This window comes from Paraburkholderia sp., from assembly GCF_036488505.1.
GTDB lineage: Bacteria > Pseudomonadota > Gammaproteobacteria > Burkholderiales > Burkholderiaceae > Paraburkholderia.
In genome coordinates this window covers 1-23,247 of the sequence record NZ_DASXHN010000347.1, presented here as the reverse complement: position 1 = coordinate 23,247, position 23,247 = coordinate 1, and the positions used below count along the sequence as shown (strand labels likewise).

At 66.0% G+C, this 23,247-nt stretch carries 18 protein-coding genes; 8 read left to right on the top strand and 10 right to left on the bottom strand.

Annotated features, from left to right (window positions below; translation table 11 throughout):
• The 3 genes from pgi to VGH68_RS20400 form a co-directional block, all read right to left on the bottom strand.
• On the bottom strand, positions 1 to 1,259 hold a 1,259-nt coding region (pgi, locus tag VGH68_RS20410), incomplete at its 3' end, for a glucose-6-phosphate isomerase (protein ID WP_331605503.1).
• Between the two features lie 368 nt (positions 1,260 to 1,627).
• Complete coding sequence (locus tag VGH68_RS20405; protein ID WP_331605502.1) at positions 1,628 to 3,358, bottom strand: NAD(P)H-hydrate dehydratase; 1,731 nt, start codon at positions 3,356 to 3,358, stop codon at positions 1,628 to 1,630.
• A 216-nt stretch (positions 3,359 to 3,574) separates the two neighbouring features.
• Positions 3,575 to 4,870: an NAD(P)/FAD-dependent oxidoreductase gene (locus tag VGH68_RS20400; RefSeq protein WP_331605501.1), complete on the bottom strand. Its 1,296-nt coding sequence runs from the start codon at positions 4,868 to 4,870 to the stop codon at positions 3,575 to 3,577.
• 293 nt (positions 4,871 to 5,163) lie between these two features.
• On the opposite strand from VGH68_RS20400, the gene purL reads away from it, so the two are divergent.
• A complete protein-coding gene (purL, locus tag VGH68_RS20395; RefSeq protein ID WP_331605500.1) occupies positions 5,164 to 9,246 on the top strand; it encodes a phosphoribosylformylglycinamidine synthase in 4,083 nt (1,360 codons plus the stop codon).
• Positions 9,247 to 9,391: 145 nt separating this feature from the next.
• Here the strand turns inward: purL and VGH68_RS20390 are convergent, their stop codons facing one another.
• The 6 genes from VGH68_RS20390 to VGH68_RS20365 all read right to left on the bottom strand — a co-directional run bounded on the left by VGH68_RS20390 (position 9,392) and on the right by VGH68_RS20365 (position 13,631).
• Entirely contained in the window at positions 9,392 to 10,171 is a 780-nt protein-coding gene (locus VGH68_RS20390) for a peptidylprolyl isomerase (protein WP_331605499.1), read from the bottom strand.
• Between the two features lie 9 nt (positions 10,172 to 10,180).
• Entirely contained in the window at positions 10,181 to 10,492 is a 312-nt protein-coding gene (locus VGH68_RS20385; protein ID WP_331605497.1) for a BolA family protein, read from the bottom strand.
• Between the two features lies 1 nt (position 10,493).
• Entirely contained in the window at positions 10,494 to 11,024 is a 531-nt protein-coding gene (locus tag VGH68_RS20380; RefSeq protein WP_331605496.1) for a septation protein A, read from the bottom strand.
• A 287-nt stretch (positions 11,025 to 11,311) separates the two neighbouring features.
• Positions 11,312 to 11,734: a peptide-methionine (R)-S-oxide reductase MsrB gene (msrB, locus tag VGH68_RS20375; RefSeq protein ID WP_331605495.1), complete on the bottom strand. Its 423-nt coding sequence runs from the start codon at positions 11,732 to 11,734 to the stop codon at positions 11,312 to 11,314.
• A 128-nt stretch (positions 11,735 to 11,862) separates the two neighbouring features.
• Positions 11,863 to 13,419, bottom strand: a complete 1,557-nt coding sequence (locus VGH68_RS20370) for a protein adenylyltransferase SelO (protein ID WP_331605494.1) — start codon at positions 13,417 to 13,419, stop codon at positions 11,863 to 11,865.
• Positions 13,377 to 13,631, bottom strand: coding sequence for a hypothetical protein (locus VGH68_RS20365; protein WP_331605493.1), 255 nt, complete (start codon positions 13,629 to 13,631; stop codon positions 13,377 to 13,379). Before VGH68_RS20365 ends, VGH68_RS20370 begins: the two co-directional genes overlap by 43 nt.
• Before the next feature lie 48 nt (positions 13,632 to 13,679).
• On the opposite strand from VGH68_RS20365, the gene VGH68_RS20360 reads away from it, so the two are divergent.
• From VGH68_RS20360 to VGH68_RS20350, 3 genes are all read left to right on the top strand, one after another.
• A complete protein-coding gene (locus tag VGH68_RS20360) occupies positions 13,680 to 15,350 on the top strand; it encodes a 3-(methylthio)propionyl-CoA ligase (protein ID WP_331605492.1) in 1,671 nt (556 codons plus the stop codon).
• 178 nt (positions 15,351 to 15,528) lie between these two features.
• Entirely contained in the window at positions 15,529 to 17,613 is a 2,085-nt protein-coding gene (locus VGH68_RS20355; RefSeq protein WP_331605491.1) for a 3-hydroxyacyl-CoA dehydrogenase NAD-binding domain-containing protein, read from the top strand.
• Between the two features lie 148 nt (positions 17,614 to 17,761).
• Positions 17,762 to 18,940 carry an acetyl-CoA C-acyltransferase gene (locus tag VGH68_RS20350; RefSeq protein ID WP_331605490.1) on the top strand — a complete coding sequence of 393 codons (1,179 nt, stop codon included), beginning with the start codon at positions 17,762 to 17,764 and terminating at the stop codon, positions 18,938 to 18,940.
• A gap of 66 nt (positions 18,941 to 19,006) precedes the next feature.
• Here the strand turns inward: VGH68_RS20350 and VGH68_RS20345 are convergent, their stop codons facing one another.
• Complete coding sequence (locus tag VGH68_RS20345) at positions 19,007 to 19,555, bottom strand: LEA type 2 family protein (protein WP_331605489.1); 549 nt, start codon at positions 19,553 to 19,555, stop codon at positions 19,007 to 19,009.
• Positions 19,556 to 19,886: 331 nt separating this feature from the next.
• Between VGH68_RS20345 and VGH68_RS20340 the strand changes: the two genes are divergently transcribed.
• The 4 genes from VGH68_RS20340 to VGH68_RS20325 form a co-directional block, all read left to right on the top strand.
• A complete protein-coding gene (locus VGH68_RS20340; protein WP_331605488.1) occupies positions 19,887 to 20,375 on the top strand; it encodes a PaaI family thioesterase in 489 nt (162 codons plus the stop codon).
• A gap of 108 nt (positions 20,376 to 20,483) precedes the next feature.
• Positions 20,484 to 21,482: an NADP-dependent oxidoreductase gene (locus VGH68_RS20335; RefSeq protein ID WP_331605487.1), complete on the top strand. Its 999-nt coding sequence runs from the start codon at positions 20,484 to 20,486 to the stop codon at positions 21,480 to 21,482.
• A 154-nt stretch (positions 21,483 to 21,636) separates the two neighbouring features.
• The gene (locus VGH68_RS20330) at positions 21,637 to 22,518 is read left to right on the top strand and encodes an SDR family oxidoreductase (RefSeq protein WP_331605486.1); all 882 of its coding nucleotides are present in this window, start codon (positions 21,637 to 21,639) and stop codon (positions 22,516 to 22,518) included.
• 119 nt (positions 22,519 to 22,637) lie between these two features.
• Positions 22,638 to 23,247: alpha/beta hydrolase (locus VGH68_RS20325; protein ID WP_331605485.1), on the top strand; the 610-nt coding region annotated here is incomplete at its 3' end.

Below are 23,247 nucleotides of genomic sequence, written 5' to 3'. Positions count from 1 at the left end.
AAGCAGTTCGCGAGCAGCTTCGGATGATGGCTCACGAGCGGATGCTCGGGAGTCAGCACCGCGATGAAATCGATCGGCACGATCGTCGGGCCCTGGTGCAGCATCTGGAAGAACGCATGCTGGCCGTTCGTGCCCGGTTCGCCCCACGTCACGGCGGAAGTCGGATAGTCGACCATCGCGCCGTCGAGCCGTGCCGATTTGCCGTTGCTCTCCATCTCGAGCTGTTGCAGATACGACGGCAGGAAATGCAACGCTTCCGAATACGGTGCGACCAGATAGCTTTGCGAGCCGAAGAAGTTGCGATACCAGATGCCGATCATGCCGAGCAGCAGCGGCAGATTCTTCTCGAGCGGCGCATCGCGGAAATGCCGGTCCATCGCGTTCGCACCGGCCAGCAATTCGTCGAACTGCTGCGGGCCGATCGCGATCATGATCGACAGACCGACAGCCGACCACAGCGAATAGCGGCCGCCCACCCAGTCCCACATCTCGAACACGTTCTCTTTCGCGATACCGAACTTGACGACTTCGGCCGGGTTCGCCGACACGCCGACGAAATGCTTCGCGAGCGCGCTTTCCGGACAGCCTTTCTGGATGAACCAGTCGCGCAGCGAGCGCGCGTTGGTCATCGTTTCGAGGGTCGTGAAGGTTTTCGACACGATGATCGCAAGTGTCTCTTCGGGGTCGATTTGCTGCATCACGTTGTACAGATCGGCGCCGTCGACGTTCGACACGAAGTGCGTGGAGATCTCCGGCGCGGCTAGATGATGCAGCGCGTGCACGACCATCTTCGGCCCGAGATCCGAGCCGCCGATACCAATATTCACGACGTAGCGAATCCGCTTGCCGGTATAGCCGGTCCACGCGCCGCTGCGAACCTGTTCGGCGAACGCAGCCATCTTCGCGCGCTCGGCCTGCACTTCGGCAAAGAACGGCGCGCTCGGGTCGGTCGCGCGCAATGCGGTGTGCAACGCGGCGCGGCCTTCGGTCGGGTTGACGACGTCGCCCGCGAACATCGCGTCGCGGCGTTTATCGACGCCGGCTTCGCGCGCGAGTTGCACGAGTAGCTTCAGGGTTTCGTCGGTGATGCGGTGCTTCGAGAAATCGGCGGCGAGACCGCCACCCGCGAACGTGAAGCGCTCAGAGCGCGTGGGAGCGGGATCGTTCTCGGGAGCGAACCAGTCGCGCAGATGCGCATCGCGAATCTTCTCGTAATGGGTCTGCAGCGAGGACCAGGAGGGGAGGGAGATCTGGGTCATAGCGTCCGTCTAACCAAGGGGCTGGAAGGAAGGCGCGCGCATGAAGCGCGGCCGAGACTGATGCGGCGATACAAGCGGAGCGATGCCGCGCGGCCACGCGCGGCTATGGGGGCTGGCGAAATCTCGCGGACTTCGCGAAGGTGCAAATCGCGCGAATCTCGCGAACTGCGAAGCGCAGAGCACGCCCCGCTGACGTTTCGCCGCCACCCGCGATCGATCCGACGCGCGACGCAGACAACCAGTATAGCGGGGATGCGTGACGGGCAGCAGTGCGCGATGGGCCTGTCCGCATAGAGGGACTATGACCTTGATATGCGTGCGGCACGCGCTGTGTACGGGACCTGCGCGGTAGGTGTGATGCGCGCGCATCAGGCAGCGCGTGGCGCAGAAGACGGATAGAACAGCCGGTTGAGCAAGCTTCGCACCATCGGTGCGAGTTCGCCCGCCGTCAAACCGGCCGGGCCGTGCCCTTGCGCGCTTAGCGTATCGGCGGCGAGGCCGTGCAGATACACGCCCGCGAGCGCCGCCTCGTAACGCGGCAAATGCTGCGCGAGCAGCGCGCCGATGATGCCGCCGAGCACGTCGCCGGTGCCGCCGGTCGCCAGCGCGGCGTTGCCAGTCGGGTTGATCGCGACGCGCCCGTCCGGCGCGGCGACGATCGTGCCGACGCCTTTGAGCACGACGATGCTCGCAAAGCGCGCCGCGAGCGCACGCGCAGCGGCGACCCGGTCGCGCTGCACGCTGGGCGCGTCGCTGCCCAGCAAACGCGCGGCCTCGAGTGGATGCGGCGTCAGGATGCACGGATCGCCTTGCACGCCGCGCGCGGTGACTTCGGCGGCGAGCGACGCGTCTTTCGCGATCAGATTCAGCGCGTCCGCATCGAGCAGTTTCGGCACGTCAAGTCGCAACACGTCGTGCATCACGCGTGTCGCGATGTCGCGATGACCCATCCCGCAGCCGATCGCAAGCGCATCCATCGTATCGAGCGGCAGCGTGTCGATCGCATGCAGCATCAGTTCGGGGTGCGGCGGATCGTATGGCGGGGCGCCGTCGCCGAGCAGCGCGACGTGGACCTTGCCCGCGCCGCTGTAGAGCGCCGCGCGCGCCGCGAGGATCGGCGCGCCGCACATTCCGGTGTCGCCACCGACCACCGCGAGGCTGCCGAAGGTGCCCTTGTTGGTCGCGAAATCGCGGGGCGGCATGAAGCCGCCGAACAGTTCGGGGGCGCTCAGTTGGATCGATGAGCGTGGCGCGGCGCTGCTCGTGCCACTGCTGGTGCCACCACTATTGCTGCCGCTGCTGGCGCCACCAACAGCGCCGCTGTCGCCGCCGTTGCCTGCACTGGCGCGGTCGCTGCTGTCGCCACTGATCCCGCGACTCAGTCCGAGCGGCGCGACCGTCACGCGGCCGGCGAGGTCGCGGCCTTGGGCGGTGAAGAGGCCGGGCTTGGCACCAATGAACGTGATCGTGTGAGTGGCATGGACCGCGGCCGCGCCGTTGCCGCCGACCACCGCGCCCGTGTCGCTATCGAGGCCGCTTGGCACGTCGAGCGCGAGCACCGCGCCTTGTGCCGGGCAGGCGCGGGCGCGCTGCGACAGCAGCCGGGCCAGCGTCGCGAACACGCCGTCGAGCGCGCGAGTGAGGCCGATGCCGAACATCCCGTCGACGAGCCAGCGATAGCCGTCGAGCGACGCGGGCGCGACGTCGCTCAGCGGCACGCCCGCGGCACGCGCGGTATCGAGCGCCCAGCGCGCGTCGGCGGGTTTCACGCCGACCGGCATGCACACGTCGACGGCGATGCCGGCCTTATGCAACTGCGTCGCGACCACCAGCGCATCGCCGCCGTTGTTGCCGGGGCCGGCGATCAGCCATACACGCTGCTGCGATTTCGTCACCGACGTATCGGCGGCGATCCGCTCGAGCAGCCAGCGCGCGGCCGCCTGGCCGGCGCGCGCCATCAGCGTGTGTTCCGGCAACGCGGCCGCGGCCTGCGATTCGACGACGCGCAGATCGGTCAGCGTAAGTAACGGCAACGCGGGCGGGTGCGCGGCATTCAGCGGATCGACAAGCGTGAGCGGGGTGTTGTCTGCGTCTGTCATGGCGAAACCTGGCGGTTCGCCCGCGGCGTGGCGGGCAGGCTGCAAAACGCTATGGTAGTGCCGATGCGCGCGCGGCGCGCGGCCGTTTCGCCGGGCGTGCGGCGGGCGCCCGATTCGCGACGGCGATGGGCGACGGCGATGGGCGGCGGCGACGGGGCCGCCCGATCTACCCGACGCCGCGCGATCCGCCCAATCTGCTCGACCCCGCGCGAAAACTTACTGAAACCGCTGCGGCCGCAACGCGGCAAGCGTGTCCTCGGCGAGCGCCGGTGTTTGTCCCGAAACGAGCTCGGCCACCAGCTTGCCCGCGCCGCACGCGAGCCCCCAGCCTGCCGGTCCGTGACCTGCGTTGACGAACAGCCGTGGATGCACCGCGTTGCCGATCACCGGCAGGCCATCCGGCGACAGCAGCTTCACGCCTTCCCACGGCAGCGCCGCGGAAATCCGCGCGGCGCCCGGCATCCAGTCGTGCGTTGCCTGGCCGAGCAGTGCCAGCGCTTCTTTCGTCACGGCATCGCCGAGCGGCTTGTCGATCTGGCCGGCGCTTTGCAGCACCGCGCCGCCCGCGATACGCAGCCGCTGGTTCATGCGGCTCACGCCGACCCGCTTGACCGCGTCGACCATCGCCACGTGCGGTACGCATTCCTCGTGCGCGATCGGCGCGACCAGCGCATGCAGCCGCAGCGGATAGAGCGGCAAGCGCAAGCCGGCGCGCTCGAGCAGCGCAAGGCTGCCGTAGCCGGCCGCGACGACGACCGCGTCGGCGCCAATGACTTCAATCTCGCGCGAACGGGACGCGGGCTCGCGCGGCGCCAGTTCGACCGACGCGCGCCCGTTTTCGAGACGGATCGTCGACACCTCGCAGCCCGGCATGAACTGGACGCCGCCCTGCGCATCGAGCACCTGTTTCAGCAGCTTTGTGAAGAGCGGACAGTTGGCCGTGCGTTCATGCTCGAACAGCACGGCGGCGGCGAATGCCGGCTCGGTGGGTACCGCGTGCTCGAACGCCGCGCATTCGGCCGGCGTCATCACGTGGTGCGGCACCTCGAACTGACGCAGCAGATCGAGCGCGGCCGCGCTTTGTTCCCATTCGTGCGCCGCGCGCACCAGATACAGCAGTCCGCTCGCCTGTTCGAATTCGAGCCCGAAGCGCGCTTCGACGTCGGCCATCGCTTCGCGCGACGACTCGATCAGCGGACGCAGTAGCGCGTACTGGCGGGCGAACGCTTGCGGCTCCTGCAACCCGGCGAGCTGCTTGACGAACTGCCGCGCCGGTCCGTTGAAACCGGTCTTCGCGATTACGCCGTTTTTCGCGCTGTGACGGCTCGCCATGAAGGTCGGGCCGAACCAGACGTCGAGTGGGGTGGGCAGCACGGTGCCGCCTTGTCCGTACGTCGCGCCTTGCGCGACGGTTGCGTGACGCTCGACGACGCACACGCGGTGGCCGGCCGCGCGCAGGTGATAAGCGGTGGCGACGCCCGCTATCCCGCCGCCAATGACGATGACATCCATGCTCTGATTCGATGTGCCGACGGGCGGCTGACGCGCGCGCCGTCGGACGTGACATGCGGCGCGCTGCGGCTAAGGCTCGGGCTGCGCGCGCCGATCGGGTGAAAGGCCGAATGATAGCAGTCAAACCGTCTTAAAAGTCGACCGGACGGTCACCAAAGACCCTCCGTCGAGCCACCCGGAAGGCCGCTGGACGCGCGTTCCCGGGGTATAATCCCGGACTTCCTTTCCGCCTCACGTCGCCTTCGTGCATGCGCGGCTCTCGAGCATCATTGAGCGACGCAACGTCAAGTCCCATGGCCCACTTCTCGTGTTTCCCCGGCGCTTCGGCCCTTTCCGATTTCCGTCAAACCCGCCTGCTCGACACGCTCGCGCGCATCGATCCGAACATCACCGGCGTGCGCGGGCAATACCTGCATTTCGTCAACGCGCAAACCCCGCTGTCCGCTGAAGACCGCGCGAAAGTCGAAGCGCTGATGCACTACGGCGATCCGTTCGCAGAGGGCAAGGAACGCGGGGCGGCCGAGACCTTTCTCGTGGTGCCGCGCTTTGGCACCGTGTCGCCGTGGGCCAGCAAGGCGACCGACATCGCACATTTGTGCGGGCTCACGCAGGTGCGGCGCATCGAGCGCGGCGTCGAGTACACGGTCACGCTGAAAAGCGGCCTGCTCGGTGGTAAGAAAATGCTGTCCGACGAAGCGCGCACGGCGCTCGCCGCGGCGCTGCACGATCGCATGACCGAGAGCGTCGCGCCGTCGCGTGACCATGCGATGCATCTGTTCGACGAACTGCCCGCCAAGCCGCTGCAAACGGTCGACGTGCTCATGAGCGGCCGCGCTGCACTCGAAACCGCGAACACCGAACTGGGCCTCGCGCTCGCCGACGACGAAATCGACTACCTGGTCGACGCATTCACGAAGCTCGGCCGCAATCCGACCGACGTCGAACTGATGATGTTCGCGCAGGCCAACAGCGAGCACTGCCGTCACAAGATCTTCAACGCGGACTGGACGATCGACGGCGAAAAGCAGGACATGTCGCTGTTCAACATGATCCGCAACACCGAGAAGCTGAACCCGCAGGGCACGATCGTCGCGTATTCGGACAACTCGGCGATCATGGTTGGCGGCATGGCCGAGCGCTGGTTCCCGCGCACGCCGGAACAACTCGGCGCGAACGAATTGCCCCAGCACTACCGCCGCGGCGTCGAGCTGACGCACACGCTGATGAAGGTGGAAACGCATAATCACCCGACCGCGATCTCGCCGTTCCCGGGCGCGGCGACCGGCGCGGGCGGCGAAATCCGCGACGAAGGCGCGACCGGCCGCGGCGCGCGTCCGAAGGCGGGTCTCACGGGCTTCACGGTATCGAACCTCGAACTGCCGGACGGCGTCGAGGCATGGGAAAACGCACGCGACACCGCGCAGCCGCTCGGCCATCGCAATCCGCAAGACCAGCACGAAGCGTACGGCCGCCCGGATCGCATCGCGTCGCCGCTGCAAATCATGATCGACGGCCCGCTCGGCGGCGCCGCGTTCAACAACGAATTCGGCCGTCCGAACCTCGGCGGCTACTTCCGCACTTACGAGCAAAACGTCGCGGGCCTGGTGCGCGGCTATCACAAGCCGATCATGATCGCCGGCGGCATCGGCAACATCGCCGATCAGCACACGCACAAGCATGACCTGCCTGAAGGGTCGCTGCTGATCCAGATCGGCGGCCCGGGCATGCGCATCGGCATGGGCGGCGGCGCCGCCAGCTCGATGGCGACCGGCACCAACACCGCCGAACTGGACTTCGACTCGGTGCAACGTGGCAACCCCGAAATCGAGCGGCGCGCGCAGGAAGTGATCAACGCGTGCTGGCAGTTGGGCGACAAGAACCCGATCCTGAGCATTCACGACGTCGGCGCCGGCGGTCTGTCGAACGCGTTCCCCGAAGTGGTCGACGGCGCGGGCAAGGGCGCGGTCTTCGAACTGCGCAAGATCCAGCTCGAGGAAAGCGGGCTGTCGCCGCGCGAAATCTGGTCGAACGAAGCGCAGGAACGCTATGTTCTCGCGATCGCGCCGGCCGATCTGCCGGCGTTCGAGGCGATGTGCGAGCGCGAGCGCTGCCCGTTCGCGGTGATCGGCACGGCCACCGCCGAGCGTCAGCTGAAGCTGATCGACGCCGAGCAGCAGGAAGCGTCGCATCAGCCGGTCGATATGCCGATGGAAGTGCTGCTCGGCAAGGCGCCGCGCATGCATCGCGACGTGAAGCGGGTCGCGCGCAACTTTCAGCCGGTCGACGTGACCGGGCTCGCGCTCACGGATATCGCGCAGAGCGTGCTGCGCCACCCGACGGTCGCGAGCAAGTCGTTCCTGATCACGATCGGCGACCGCTCGGTGGGCGGCACGACCGCGCGCGACCAGATGGTCGGTCCGTGGCAGGTGCCCGTCGCCGACGTCGCGATCACGACGCTCGACTACGCGGGTTTCAGCGGCGAAGCGATGACGATGTCCGAGCGCACGCCGCTCGCCGTTATCGATGCGCCGGCGTCGGGCCGCATGGCGGTCGGCGAGGCGATCACCAACATCGCGGCGGCGCCGATCGCGTCGCTGGACAAGCTCAAGCTGTCCGCGAACTGGATGGCCGCCTGCGGCGCACCCGGCGAAGACGCGGCGCTCTACGACACCGTCAAGGCGATCGGCATGGAACTGTGCCCGGCGCTCGGCATCGGCATTCCGGTCGGCAAGGATTCGCTGTCGATGCGCACGCGCTGGGAAAACCGCGGCGTCGCCAAAGAAGTGGTCGCACCGGTGTCGCTGATCATCTCCGCGTTCGCGCCGGTCGGCGATGTGCGCAAGCATCTGACGCCGCAACTGCGGCGGGCGAGCGAAGCCGGCGACTCGGTGCTGATCGCGATCGATCTCGGTCGCGGCAAGCAGCGTCTGGGCGGCAGCATTCTCGCGCAGGTCACGCAGCAGGTCGGCGACACGGTGCCCGACGTCGACGATCCGGAAGATCTCAAGCGTTTCTTCAACGCGATCCAGACGCTCAACCAGGACGGCAAGCTGCTCGCCTACCACGATCGTTCGGACGGCGGCTTGTGGGCAACGGTCTGCGAAATGGCGTTCGCGGGTCATACCGGCGTGTCGCTGAACGTCGACATGCTGGTGCTCGATCCGGAATACGAATCCGACTACGGCGACGCGAAAGACTGGGCGAAGCAGACCAGTGGCCGCCGCGAAGACCGCACGATTCGCGCGCTCTTCAACGAGGAACTGGGCGCGGTGGTGCAGGTGCGCGCGGCCGATCGCGACGCGGTGCTCGGCGCGTTGCGCGAACACGGTCTGTCGGCGTGCTCGCATGTGATCGGCAAGATCAACGAGCGCGATGTGATCGAGATCTATCGTGACGCGAAAAAGATCTACGACGCGCCGCGCACCGAACTGCATCGCACGTGGAGCGAAGTGAGCTGGCGCATCGCGCGTTTGCGCGACAACCCGGCTTGCGCCGACGCCGAATACGATGCGCTGCTCGACGCGGCCGATCCCGGCATCTCGCCGGTGCTCAGCTTCGATCCGGCGGAGGATGTCGCCGCCCCGTTCATTGGCAAGGCGGCACGTCCGCGCGTCGCGATCCTGCGCGAGCAGGGCGTGAATTCGCATCTGGAAACGGCCTATGCGTTCGACCGTGCCGGTTTCGACGCACATGACGTGCATATGAGCGATCTGCTGACGGGCCGCGCGAATCTGGCGGATTTTGCCGGCGCGGTCGCGTGTGGCGGCTTCTCGTACGGCGACACGTTGGGCGCGGGCGAGGGCTGGGCGAAAACGATCCGCTTCAACGCGCAGCTGGCCGATATGTTCGCGGCGTTCTTCGGCCGTAGCGACACGTTCGCGCTCGGGATCTGCAACGGCTGTCAGATGATGAGCAGCCTCGCGTCGATGATCCCGGGTGCAGAAGCCTGGCCGAAGTTCACGCGCAACAAGTCGGAGAAGTTCGAAGCGCGCTTCTCGCTGGTCGAAGTGCAAAGTTCGCCGTCGATCTTCTTCGCCGGCATGGAAGGCTCGCGCATTCCGGTCGCGGTCGCGCACGGCGAAGGCTATGCGGACTTCTCGCAGCAGGGCGATATGTCGAAGGTCGCGGTTGCGATGCGCTATGTCGATCACCGTGGCGACGCAACCGAGCAGTATCCGTTCAACCCGAACGGTTCGCCTGCCGGCATCACGTCGGTCACGACGTCCGACGGCCGCTTCACGGTCGTGATGCCGCACACGGAGCGTGTGCATCGCGCAGTGCAGATGAGCTGGCACCCGGAAGGCTGGGGCGAGGGCGCCACGGACGCGAGCCCGTGGATGCGCGTGTTCCAGAACGCGCGCCGCTGGCTGGGCTGATCAGCGTGGAGGGTTGCCGCCGCGCATCTGGCGGCCCCCTCCGAGCGCAACAGCGCAGCAACAAAGAAGCCGCCCACGGGCGGCTTCTTGACATTCAGGCTTCAGCGCCGAGCGGACGATCCCAGGATCGTCCGTCCCCTGATCGTTACTGGATCTTCGCGTTCTTACGCAGACCTTCCTCGAACGCCTGCAGCTTTTCCTGCTGGATTTGCTGCACGATCTGCGCGCGCACCTGTTCGAGCGGCGGCGGCGTCACCGCGCGGATGTCGTCGACACGGATGATGTGCCAGCCAAATTGCGTATGCACCGGCGTGTTGGTCATCTGGCCTTTCTGCAAATGCGTGGCCGCATCCGCGAATTCAGGCACGTAGGCCTTCGGGTCCGACCAATCGAGATCCCCACCGTTCTTGCCCGATCCCGGGTCCTTCGAATATTGCTTGGCCAGCGCTTCGAAGCTCGCACCAGCCTTGATCTTCGCGATCAGATCTTTCGCCTGCTGCTCGTTGTCGACCAGGATGTGATGCAGGTGATATTCCTTGCCGCCCGCGTCTTTGACCAGTGCGTTGTAGCGCGCGGTGACTTCAGCGTCGGTCGGCTGGTTGTTCTTGACGAAGTCTTCGATCAGCGCGCGCAGCACTACCGTTTGCTGCGCGACCGCGATTTGCGCCTTGACGTCCGGCCGGTTCGGCAGTCCCCGACGCAGCGCTTCCTGCATCAGGATCTCGCGGTTCACGAGTTCTTCACGCACCGCTTGTTGCAACTGCGGAGTGTCTTGCTGGCCTTGGTGAACGAGTTGCTCGATCAATGCATCGGCGCGTGCTTTCGGAATCGGCGTACCGTTCACGACGGCGATATTCTGTGCGAATGCAGGTGCGGCCGCGAACGCAGCCAGCAGTACCCAGAGGCGGGTTTTCTTCAAGGTCATCGGGAGTTCCTAGCGGGGCAACGAAGCAAATTCTTCGGGCGTATACGCCGTGATGGCAAGGGCATGAATGCCGCGCTGCATGGCGTCGGCCAGCGCATCATACACCATGCGATGCCGCGCCACGCGGGGCCTGCCGGCGAATGCGGAGGCCACGATCGTGACACTGAAATGACCGCCGGCAGCGGCGCCCGCGTGACCTGCGTGCTGCGCGCTGTCGTCGGTGATACGGATCGATTCCACCGGCGCGAGCGCGGCGGTGAGGCGCGCTTCGATCAGCGCGGCGCGCTCGGCGGTGGTGGCGTGCATGAACATATCGCTCATGTCATTCCTCCTTCATGTACTTCGACAGCCACAAGCTTTGCCCGACGATGAACACGAGCAAACAGCCGGTGGCGCCGAACAGTTTAAAGTTCACCCACTGGTCGGTGGTGTAGTGATAAGCGACGAACAGGTTGAGCAGACCGAGCAGCACGAAAAACACCGCCCAGATCAGGTTCAGCTTGCCCCAGATCGCGTGCGGCAGCGCGATCTGCTTACCCATCATCGCTTCGATCAGGTTCTTGTTGAAGACCAGCTGCGAGACGGTGAGCCCCACCGAGAACGCCCAGTACAGCACGGTCGGCTTCCACTTGATGAAGGTGTCGTTATGCAGCACCAGCGTCGCGCCGCCGAACACGGTGACGACGCCGAGGCTCACCCACAGCATCGGGTCGACCTTACGGTGGCGGAACGCGACGAATGCGATCTGTGCCAGCGTGGCGACGATCGCCACTGCCGTCGCCGTGAAAATGCCCCAGATCTTGAAGGCGACGAAGAACAGGATGATCGGGAACAGATCGAACAGGAATTTCATTATCTGGGCGGGGAATCGGAGAGTTAATCGAACAGGAGTCGAATAGTGAAGCGCGCAGGTGAGCAGCGCGTGGGCGTATTCCCGGGCGTGAAGCCGGCCTCGACATGCGACGGCGACACTGCGGCGACGGGCAAATGGCGTTGCGCGAACTCCGCCACTCCCCCGGGGTTGCCCTTGCAGAGCGCGAGCAAGCTAATTGAAGGGCGGCTCGCTCCGCGCTCCGCAGCGGCGGTCCGGACCGGCAACTGCGGCGCCGGTCGCGGACCGCAGTTGCCGGGGCTTGCGCGTTACTTGGGCTCGAATTGTAACGCAGCCGAATTGATGCAGTAACGCAGACCCGTGGGCGCCGGGCCATCCTCGAACACATGGCCCAGGTGTGCGCCGCAGTGCTTGCATTGCACTTCGATGCGCAGCATCCCGTGCGAGCGGTCGGTTTTTTCTGCGATCACCTCGCCGTTGATCGGCCGGAAATAGCTCGGCCAGCCGCACCCCGCGTCGAATTTCGTGTCCGACTCGAACAGCGGCGTGCCGCAGCACACGCAGTCGTACACGCCGCGATCCCAGTGATCGTTATAGCGGCCCGAGAACGGCCGCTCCGTGGCCGCGTGGCGCGTCACCTGATATTCCATGTCGGAGAGCTGCTCGCGCCACTCGGCGTCGCTTTTCTGCACGGCTGAGGCGTCATGCTTGAGGTCGTCGGGATTGTTCATGGTCGGTTTCCTGTCTCGGGTTAGTCTCGGTACGACGCTTCGCGTGGCTGGCGGTATAGAAGGGTCGGAAACGGCCGGCCGGTGCGATGGTGCCAATGGCTCGCCGTTCTTTTCCGTGCATCGGCGCATCAGGACGAACAGCTCACTTCCAGCGAACTCGCCCAGTCGGGCGGCAGACCCGCGTACGCGGCGTATTCGGGCTGCTCGTCGAACGGGCGGCGCAGCACGGTTGCGAGCCGCTCCACCTCGGAAAAATCCTTTTCTTTGGCGCGCTGGATCGCGGTTTCCGCCAGATGGTTGCGAAGCACGAATTTGGGGTTCACGCGGTTCATTGCAATGGCGCGCGCGGCGTCGTCGCGTGTTTCCTCGGACAGCCGCGCGCGGTAGTCGTTCGCCCATGCGTCGAACGCCGGGCGATCGAGAAACAGGTCGCGTACCGGCGCGTCGCCGCTCGCGTCGCGCTTCGACATGCGGGCCAGATTGCGGAACGTCAGCGTGAAATCGGCGCGATTCGCGTGCATCACGTCGAACAGCCGGTTGACCAGCGCGTCATCGCCGTCGCGCGCGTGTTCGAGTCCGAGCTTCGCGCGCATACGGTTTTCGAGCGCCGGTGCGAAGCGTTCCTTGAAGCCAGCAAGCACGCGCTGCGCGTCCTCGACGGCCTTGTCGGCGCGCACGCTTTCGTCGTGCGGCTCGCCGAGCAACGGCAGCAAGCCCTGCGCGAGGCAGAAGAGGTTCCAGTACGCGATCTGCGGCTGCATCCGGTACGCGTAGCGGCCCTGCGTATCCGAGTGATTGCAGATGTAACCAGCGTCGAAACCATCCAGAAAGCCGAACGGGCCGTAGTCGATCGTCAGGCCGAGGATCGACATGTTGTCGGTGTTCATCACGCCATGACAGAAGCCGACCGCCTGCCACTCGACCATCAGGTCCGCAGTGGATCGCACCGCTTCGGCGAGCAGCGCGAGATACGGATCGTCGGCTTCTCTGCACTGCGGATAGAAGCGGTCGATCACGTGATCGGCCAGCGCACGCAACGCGTCGACGCGATCGTTCGCATAGAAATGCTCGAAGTGGCCGAAACGCACGAAGCTAGGCGATACGCGCGTGACCACCGCGGCGGTTTCGATCGTCTCGCGCCGCACCGGCTGATCCGAGCCGATCACGCACAGCGCGCGCGTGGTCGGAATGCCCAGATGATGCATCGCCTCCGAGCACAGATATTCGCGAATCGACGAGCGCAGTACCGCGCGCCCGTCGCCCATGCGCGAATAGGGGGTAAGGCCCGCGCCCTTCAACTGCAATTCGAAACGCTGGCCGCCGCTTTCCACCTCACCCAGACCGAGCGCGCGGCCATCGCCGAGCTGGCCGGCCCACACGCCGAACTGATGTCCGGAATAGACCGATGCATAGGGCAGCGCATCGGCCGGCCAGTCGCGCGTCGCGTTGCCGCTGAACAGTTCGACAAAGCCGGGATCGTGTTCGATGCCCGGCGGCAGACTGAGCCGCGCGGCCACCTCGGCCGAGAAGCCGACCAGATACGGCGCGCTGAGCGGCGCGGCGGGCAGTCGCGTGACGAAGGTGCCGCCGAGCCGCGAGAACGCGTTCTCAGGCGGGTTGGCGAGGGTGTTGGAAAGATCCGTCAAAGCCGCGGATAGCCCTGCAATGCTTGGGGAAAACGACATGTTGAGCGCCTCTCGATTAATCGATATTGTAAGTCGGCGCCTGCGGCGCTGCTGGCCGGCGGCCCGGACTGCCCAGAGCGGTGTCGAAGCGTTTGAACGATGCCCGGCCGTTCGATGCCGCCGCAACCATCCATTGCCTCGCGCGCCTCATCCGCTGTTTCGCCAATGGCGTCATTGACGTCATTGGCGCTGGCCGATTCCCGAAGCAGCATCCATTCGCCACTCAACCGACATCCAACAAGCCGAGGAGATCCCGCCTTATGACGACGCCGCTGCTGGGCCAGATGATGGACGTGCCGCTCACCGTGTCATCGCTGCTCGCGCATGCCGCGCGGCATTTCGGCAGCACCGAGATCGTGTCGCGGCGCATCGAAGGCGATCTGCATCGCTACACGTATCGCGATTGCGAACAGCGCGCGAAGCAACTGGCGCAGGCGCTGATCGCGCTGGGCGTCGAACCCGGCGAACGTGTCGCGACGCTCGCATGGAACGGCTACCGGCATCTGGAGGCGTATTACGGCACCACCGGGTTCGGCGCGGTCTGCCACACGGTCAACCCGCGGCTCTTTCCCGACCAGATCGCCTACATCATCAATCACGCGGACGACGCCTACGTGCTGTTCGACACCACCTTCGCCGCGCTCGTCGACGTGCTCGCGCCGCAGTGCCCGCGTGTGCGCGGCTGGATCGCACTGGCCGACGAGACGCACCGGCCGTCGCTGCAAACACCGGTGCTCTGCTATGAAACGCTGATGGACGCCCAGGACGGCCGCTTCGACTGGCCCGCGCTCGACGAGCGTCAGGCATCGTACCTGTGCTACACGTCCGGCACGACCGGCAATCCGAAAGGCGCGCTGTATTCGCATCGCTCGACGGTGCTGCATGCGTTCGGCGCGTCGCTGCCCGACGCGATGGCGCTGTCCGCGCGCGACGCGGTGCTGCCGGTCGTGCCGATGTTCCATGTTAACGCGTGGGGCATTCCGCACGCGGCGCCGCTCACTGGCGCGAAGCTGGTGTTTCCCGGCAAGGATCTCGACGGCAAGTCGCTGTACGAACTGATGGAGCGCGAGCGCGTCACGTATTCGGCCGGTGTGCCGACCGTGTGGCTCGGTCTGTTGAACTACCTGCGCGAGGCCGGCGTGAAGTTTTCGTCGCTGGCGCGCACGGTGATCGGCGGCTCCGCCTGTCCGCCCGCGATGCTGCGCGTGTTCGAGGACGACTACGGCGTGCAGGTGATTCACGCATGGGGAATGACCGAAATGTCGCCGCTCGGCACGCTCGCGAAGCTCACATGGGAGCAGAGCCAGCGTCCGCTCGTCGAGCGGCGCAAGCTGCTGGAAAAGCAGGGCCATGCGATGTACGGCGTCGACATGAAGATCGTCGGCGAGGACGGCCACGAACTGCCGTGGGATGGCGTCGCATTCGGCGATCTGCATGTGCGCGGGCCGTGGGTGATCGACCGGTATTTCCGCAAGGACGATTCGCCGCTCGTGGACGGCTGGTTCCCGACCGGCGATGTCGCGACGATCGACCCGGACAGCTTCCTGCATATCACCGATCGCTCGAAGGACGTGATCAAGTCCGGCGGCGAATGGATCAGCTCGATCGACCTGGAGAACGTCGCGATCGCGCATCCGGCGGTCGCGGAAGCGGCCTGCATTGCGTGCGCGCATCCCAGATGGACCGAGCGCCCGTTGCTGGTCGTCGTGAAGCGCGCGGACCAGCAAGTCACGCGCGAGGAGCTGCTTGCGTTCTACGACGGCAAGGTGGCGCGCTGGTGGGTTCCTGACGACGTCGTATTCGTCGACGAACTGCCGCATACGGCCACCGGCAAGCTGCAGAAACTGAAACTGCGCGATCTGTTCCGCGACCATGTATTGCCATCCGTGCTGGAAGACAGCCGCGACTGTCCACTGCTGCCGGATGCCTAGGGCAGCCTAAGGGAATACCTGTCCGGCAGTAAATTGAACGAACGTGCTTTTTTGTGTATGCTGCCTGCTGACCCCGAAACCATCGCTCGAAAAAGCCCGACAATGAACGGGCTCGATGGGCCGGACAGGCGGCGCATCTCGCGTCGCCTCATTGCATGGATTGCACGGAGGCAGGCAGATGGCAGTGGACTACACAACCGATGACGGCGTGGCCGTCATCACGCTGAACAATCCTCCCGTCAATGGCCTCGGCCTCGCGACGCGAGCGGGCATCGTCGACGGGCTCGAACGCGCGCACAACGATCCGGCCGTGAAGGCGATCGTGCTGACGGGTGCGGGCAAAGCCTTTTCGGGCGGCGCCGACATCACCGAATTCAATACGCCCAAGGCGACCCAGGAGCCGACGCTCGCGACCGTCATCAAGGCAGTCGAAGGCAGCGCGAAGCCGGTCGTCGCGGCGATTCACAGCGTCGCGATGGGCGGCGGCCTCGAACTCGCGCTCGGCGCGCATTACCGGATGGCTTCACCCGGCGCACAGATCGCGCTGCCCGAAGTGAAGCTCGGCATTCTGCCGGGCGCGGGCGGCACGCAACGTCTGCCGCGCGCGATCGGCCTGGAAGCGTCGCTCAACATGATCGTGTCCGGCGCGCCGGTGGTGTCGGAAAAGCTCGCGGATTCAGGCCTTTTCGACGAACTGGTGCAAGGCGATCTCGCGGCAGCGGCGCTCGCGTTCGCGCGCAAGGTCGGTGCTAAAGCGGGCCCGCATCCGAAGCTACGCGAGCGCAACATCGAGCATCCGAACGCGGCCGGCTTTATCCAGTTCGCGCGCAACACCGTCGCGGCAGTCGCCAGCCATTTTCCGGCGCCGCATAAATGTATCGACGCGGTCGAAGCGGGCGTCAAGAACGGCTTCGACAAAGGCCTCGCATTCGAGCGCGAATGTTTCGTCGCGCTCGTGCAGACGCCGGAGAGCCGCGCGTTGCGTCATGCGTTCTTCGGCGAGCGCGCGGCGAGCAAGATTCCCGATGTGCCGTCTGACACGCCGGTGCGCGATATCAAACAGGTGGCGGTGATCGGCGCGGGCACGATGGGTGGTGGCATCGCGATGAACTTCCTCAACGCGGGCATTCCGGTCACGCTGCTCGAAACCGGACAGGCAGCGCTCGACCGTGGGCTCGCGACGATCCGCAACAACTACGAGGCGACGGTCAAAAAGGGCAAGCTCGAGCCCGAGGTGATGGAACAGCGCATCGCGCTGCTCAAACCCACGCTTTCCTACGATGACCTGGGCGACGCCGACCTCATCGTCGAAGCGGTGTTCGAGGAACTCGGCGTGAAGGAACAGGTGTTCCGCCGGCTCGACGCAATCGCGAAGCCCGGCGCGATGCTCGCATCGAACACCTCGACGCTCGACGTCGACCAGATCGCCGCGTTCACGAAGCGTCCGCAAGACGTGCTCGGCATGCACTTCTTCAGCCCGGCCAACGTGATGAAGCTGCTCGAAGTGGTGCGCGGCAAGGACACCGCGAAAGACGTGCTCGCGACCGTCATGAAGCTCGCGAAGAAAATCAGGAAGACCGCGGTGGTCTCGGGCGTGTGCGACGGCTTTATCGGCAACCGGATGATCGAACAGTACATCCGCCAGGCGCTTTTCATGCTCGAAGAGGGCGCGCTGCCCGCCCAGGTCGATCGCGCAATCGAGAGGTTCGGCTTCGCGATGGGCCCGTTCCGCATGAGCGATCTGGCCGGCAACGACATCGGCTGGGCGATCCGCAAGCGCCGCTATGTTGAACATCCGGAGATGCATTATTCGAAGATCGCCGACCGTCTCTGCGAGATGGGGCGCTTCGGCCAGAAGACGGGCGGCGGCTGGTACGACTACAAGGCGGGCGATCGCACCGCGTATCCGTCGAGCGTGGTCGACGAGATGATCCGCGCGTTCTCGAAGGAAGCCAACACCGAGCGGCGCAACATCGGCGACGACGAAATCGTCGAGCGTCTGGTGTTCGCGCTCGTCAACGAAGGCGCGAAGATTCTCGACGAAGGTATCGCGTCGAAGTCATCGGATATCGACATGGTCTATCTGACTGGCTACGGCTTCCCGCTTTATCGCGGTGGCCCGATGCTGTACGCGGATACGGTCGGGCTCTACAACGTCGAGCGTGCGATTCGCCGCTATGCCGCGCAACCGAACGGCGACGCATGGCAGCTCACGCCCAGCATTGCGAAGCTCGCCGGCGAGGGCCGCGGCTTCACCGGCTGAGCGGCATCCGATCGATCGGTAGGACCCGGCGAAGCCGGCCCGCCCACATCAAACGACACATGCGGCGCACCGGCGAACTGCGATGCGCGAATGCCGTACCGCAATTCGCCGGCGCGCCGCCATCGACATCCGGAACTAGGAGAAACGCATGACTGATGCCGTAATCGTATCGACCGCCCGCACGGGTCTCGCCAAATCGTGGCGCGGCGGCTTCAACATGACGCACGGCGCGACGCTCGGCGGCCATGTGACGCAGGCCGTGGTCGAGCGTGCGAAGCTCGATCCGGCCCGCGTCGAGGATGTAATCATGGGTTGCGCGAATCCGGAAGGCGCGACCGGCGGCAATATCGCGCGTCAGATCGCCTTGCGCGCCGGCCTGCCGGTCAGCGTGCCGGGCATGACGGTCAACCGCTTCTGCTCGTCGGGGCTGCAGACGATCGCGCTCGCCGCGCAACGCGTGCTGACCGGTGAGGGCGACGTGTTCGTCGCGGGTGGCGTCGAGTCGATCTCATGCGTGCAGAACGAGATGAACCGCCACATGACGACCGAGGGCTGGCTGAGCGAGCACAAGCCCGAAATCTACTGGTCGATGCTGCAAACCGCCGAGAACGTCGCCAAGCGCTATGCGATCTCGAAGGAGCGCCAGGACGAGTATGGCGTGCGCTCGCAGCAGCGCGCGGCCGCCGCGCTCGAAGCGGGCCGGTTCAACGATGAAATCGTGCCGATCACGGTGCTCGCCGGTGTCGCCGACAAGGCCAGCGGACGTCTCTATACGAAGGAAGTGACCGTCAGCGGCGACGAGGGCATCCGCGCGGACACGACGCTCGAAGGCGTGTCCAAGATTCGCACCGCGCTGCCGGGCGGCGTGATCACCGCCGGCAACGCGAGCCAGTTCTCGGACGGCGCGTCGGCGTGCGTCGTGATGAACGCGACCTTGGCCGAGCGCGAAGGCCTGCAGCCGCTGGGGATTTTCCGCGGCTTCGCGGTAGCCGGCTGCGAGCCGGACGAAATGGGCATCGGCCCGGTGTTCGCGGTGCCAAAGCTGCTGAAGAAGGCCGGGCTGACGGTCGACGACATCGGTCTGTGGGAGCTGAACGAAGCGTTCGCGGTGCAGGTGCTGTATTGCGCGGATACGCTCGGTATCCCGCACGATCGCCTGAACGTGAACGGCGGCGCGATCGCGGTCGGTCATCCGTACGGCGTGTCGGGCGCGCGCCTCGTCGGCCATGCGCTGATCGAAGGTAAGCGGCGCGGCGTGAGGTTCGTCGTGGTGACGATGTGCATCGGCGGCGGGCAGGGCGCGGCGGGGCTGTTCGAGCTGGCGTGACGCGCGCGCCGTGGCTTCGGCATCGAAGGAGCCGGGCAGGTCACACATTCGCCCCTGCGCGCGGCTTCACCGTGACGCGATCCCTGGCACCGGCAGACTCAACGTGCCCTGATCGATGAAGCGTGTACTGCCGCTCAGCCCGATGCCGGCAAGCTTGCCGCGCAGGATGTACGGCACCTGTCCGGCCTGCGCGGCGTTCGCGAGCGCGAGCGCCTGGCGTACCGCCGCGAATGCCGGCACCGTCAGCGGTACGGCGATCACGGCTTCGCCAAAGCGCGGCACGGTGCCACTCTGATCGCTGACGCCGCTCGCGAACGGCTTACCGTTCAGTTCGAGATCGAGCGAGACGCCGTTGAAGCTCACCGCGGTGTCGTTGGGATTTTGCACGCGCAGTTTTAGACTGAAGCGCATCTCGAGGCCTTCGCTCGGCAGCGGCTCGATCCCGGCGACGCTTACGCGCAGCGAATCGCCGCCGAACAGCCCGGCGCAGCCGTTGAGCGTGAGCGCCGCCCCAACGGTGCACACCGCGAGTACCAGAAGACGCGCAACAGCGCGGCGGCGAGCCGACGATAGCGCGCGTAGAAACGATCCAGGCGATGGGATGACCGACGACATGACCGGCACCTCGAAAGAAGCAGGGCAATCGGAAAAAAGCGCAAAACGCGGCAAGACCGGAAAAGGCACTGTGGCTCGGACATTCTAGCGGGCGAAATTGCCCGCGGTCGAAGATTGGACGGACTCGAACCCGGGCCGGGGATAAAATGCATCGCTCGATGAACTTCGCCTGCATGCCGGATACGTGCGACTCGCTGTAAGCGACACCAACAGGCGACCTGAAAGGCGAACCGAAAGGCGGCCCCACCGCGAACAGAACGCGACCCGAAGCCCCACATGCGCACTCGCATGCGACACGCAGGCAGCCTCAACCCGCACTCCCACTAGCGCAATGACCGACTCCAGTTCCTCCCCCCAAGCAGGCAGCGCCGCATTGCCCGAAAGCCCGTTCGTGGACAGCCTCGGCGCGCAGTTGCTGTCAGCCGCCGATGGCGCCAGCGAAGTCTTGCTGCCGCTGCAGCACCAGCATATGAACACGTGGGACGTCGCGCATGGCGGCGTCACGATGACACTGGCGGACGTCGCGCTCGCGATGGCCGCGCGCAGTCTCGCGGGTGATGGCATCGGCGTCGTCACGGTCGAGATGAAGGTCAACTTCATGCAGCCGGGCCGCGGCGAGTTGCGCGCGACTGGCCGCGTGCTGCACCGCTCGACGACGATGGCCTATTGCGAAGGCGAAGTCCGCGACAGCGAAGGCCACTTCGTCGCGAAGGCGCTCGGCACGTTCAAGTACATGCGGCGCCTCGCGGTCGGCCGCGAGCTCACGCGGCAGCGCCTGCGCAGCGACCCGTCGGCGAAACCCGGCCCGAGCGACGGCTGAGCTTTCGCCGCCGCGCGGCCACGCGCACGAACTCCGCACGAACCCGGCACGAACCCGGTGTGGACCACCCGATCCACGTCAGCGCCACATAACAGAAGGAGACGACCGATGACCCAGATCAACCGTCAGCTGCTGCTGGCTTCGCGCCCGCAAGGCGCGGTCACGCCCGATAACTTCAGGCTCGTCGAAACGCCGCTCGCGCCGCTCGCCGATGGCGAAGTGCGGGTGCGCAACCATTTTCTGTCGCTCGATCCGTATATGCGCGGACGCATGAACGACAGCAAGTCGTATGCGGCGCCGCAGCCGCTGAACGAAGTGATGATCGGCGGCACGGTCGGCGAAGTGGTCGAGTCGAGGAATCCGAAGTTCACGGCCGGCGACAAGGTCGTCGCGATGTTCGGCTGGCAGGAGTACGGCACGTCGAACGGCGCGGGCATGCAGAAGGTCGACGACACGCTCGTGCCGCTGTCCGCGTATCTCGGTCCGGTCGGCATGCCGGGCGTCACCGCGTGGTACGGACTGAACCGCATCATCGCGCCGAAGGCGGGCGAGACGGTGGTCGTCAGCGCGGGGAGCGGAGCGGTCGGCAGCGTGGTCGGGCAACTGGCGAAAGCGGCGGGCGCGCGCGCGGTCGGGATCGCCGGCGGCGCGCAGAAGTGCCGCTACGTGATCGACACGCTCGGCTTCGACGCCTGTGTCGACTACAAGGCGGGCAATCTGTATCAGGACCTGAAGGCGGCGACGCCGAACGGCGTCGATGGCTGCTTCGAGAACGTCGGCGGCGACGGGCTCGACGCGACGCTCGCGCGCATGAACGCGTTCGGGCGCATCGCGCTGTGCGGTTTTATCGCGGGCTATGACGGCCAGCCGGTGCCGCTCAAACATCCGTCGTTGATCCTCACGCAGAGACTGCTCGTGCAGGGCTTTATCGTCACCGAGCATATGGACGTGTGGCCCGCAGCGCTCGAGCAGCTCGGCACGCTGGTCGCGCAGAAGAAGCTGCACTATCGCGAGACCATCGCCCAAGGGCTCGATGCCGCGCCCGAAGCGTTCATCGGTTTGCTGAAGGGCCGCAATTTCGGCAAGCAGCTGGTCAAGCTGATCTGAGCGTCAATCGGGGCAACGACCGACCGACCCGGGGTACCGACTGGGGCACCAATTCGGGCCTCCAGCTCGGCCAGCCAAGCCATCGACTCGGACAATAACTTGATGCATGCGAGCGGCACGCCGCTGCACGACGCCACACCAACGGAGTGAAATGATGTTCGAATTTGCAGGCAAGGTGGCGGTGATCACCGGCGCGGGCAGCGGCTTCGGCCGCGCATTCGCGCAAAAGGGCGCGGCGCTCGGCATGAAACTGGTGCTCGCCGATGTCAATGCCGCCGAACTCGCGCAGACCGTCGACGCATTGCGCGCCGCCGGCGCCGACGCGATCGGCGTGCCCACCGACGTGTCGAACGCAGCCGCGGTTGAAGCGCTCGCGCAGGCCGCACTCGCCGCGTTCGGCAACGTGCATCTGCTGTTCAACAACGCGGGTGTCGGCACCGGCGGCTTTCTGTGGGAAAGCTCCGCGAACGACTGGTCGTGGGTGTTCGGCGTCAACCTGATGGGCGTCGCGCACGGCGTGCGGGTGTTCACGCCGATCATGCTCGCGCAGAACGAGCCCGCGCATATCGTCAATACGGCGTCGGCGGCGGGTCTGTTGTCGCCGCCCGCAATGGGCATCTACAACGCGTCGAAGCATGCGGTCGTGTCGCTGACCGAGACGCTGTACCACGACCTCAAGCTTGCACAGGCGGACACCGGCGGTGACGTAAGCTGTTCGCTGCTCTGTCCGGCGTTCGTGCCGACCGGCATCGCCGATGCGGAGCGCGTGCGTCCCGGCGAACTGCGCAACGCGAGCCGACCGACCCGCTCGCAGATCGTCGCCGGCAAACAACTGCATCGCGCGGTGGAATCGGGCAAGCTGTCGGCCGCCGACGTCGCGGAGATCACCTTCGAGGCGATCTCGGCGCGGCGTTTCTATATCGTCACGCACCCGGGCATCATGGCAACGGTGAAGCTCCGTCACGAGGATATCGAGCAACTGCGCGAGCCGACCGATCCGATGTCGCTGAAGCCCGAAGTGAAGAAAGTGGGTTAGCGGGTCGTTGTTTGGCGCTTGCGCGTAGTGCGCAGGTGCCTTCTAACTGTTTACCTCGGCGCGCCGCGCCGGGTTCCTGGCGCGCGCCATACGGCACGCGCAGATCATCTCGAACGACCATGCCGTTGAATCCGAAGATCGAGCAGGTGCTCGACATGATCGCGCGGGCCAGGCGCCCGCAGTATCAGCAGATGAGCGCGCACGCGGCGCGCGCGTCGTACGAGAAGAGCGCGCCGATTCTGGAGATCGCCAGCGCGCCGATGTTCTCGGTCGAAGATTTGCGCGTGCCGACGCGCGACGGCGCGACGATCCGCGCGCGCCTCTATTGCCCCGTCGAGCCGAATTGGGCCGAGCCAATGCCGGCGTTCGTCTACTACCACGGCGGCGGCTTTACGGTCGGCAGTGTCGACACGCACGACGCGCTGTGCCGGATGTTCGCGCGCGATGGCCAGTGCGCGGTGCTGTCGGTCGATTATCGGCTCGCGCCCGAGCACAAGTTCCCGACCGCGGTCGAAGACGCTTTCGACGCGCTCACCTGGTTGCATGGACACGCGGCCGAATTCGGCATCGACGCTGAGCGCCTGGCCGTGGGCGGCGATAGCGCGGGCGTCACGCTCGCGACCGTCTGCGCGGTGCTCGCGCGCGACGCCGGCATCGCGCTTGCGCTGCAATTGCTGATCTATCCGGGCACGGCCGGCCATCAGAAGACCGACTCGCACTCGCGCCTCG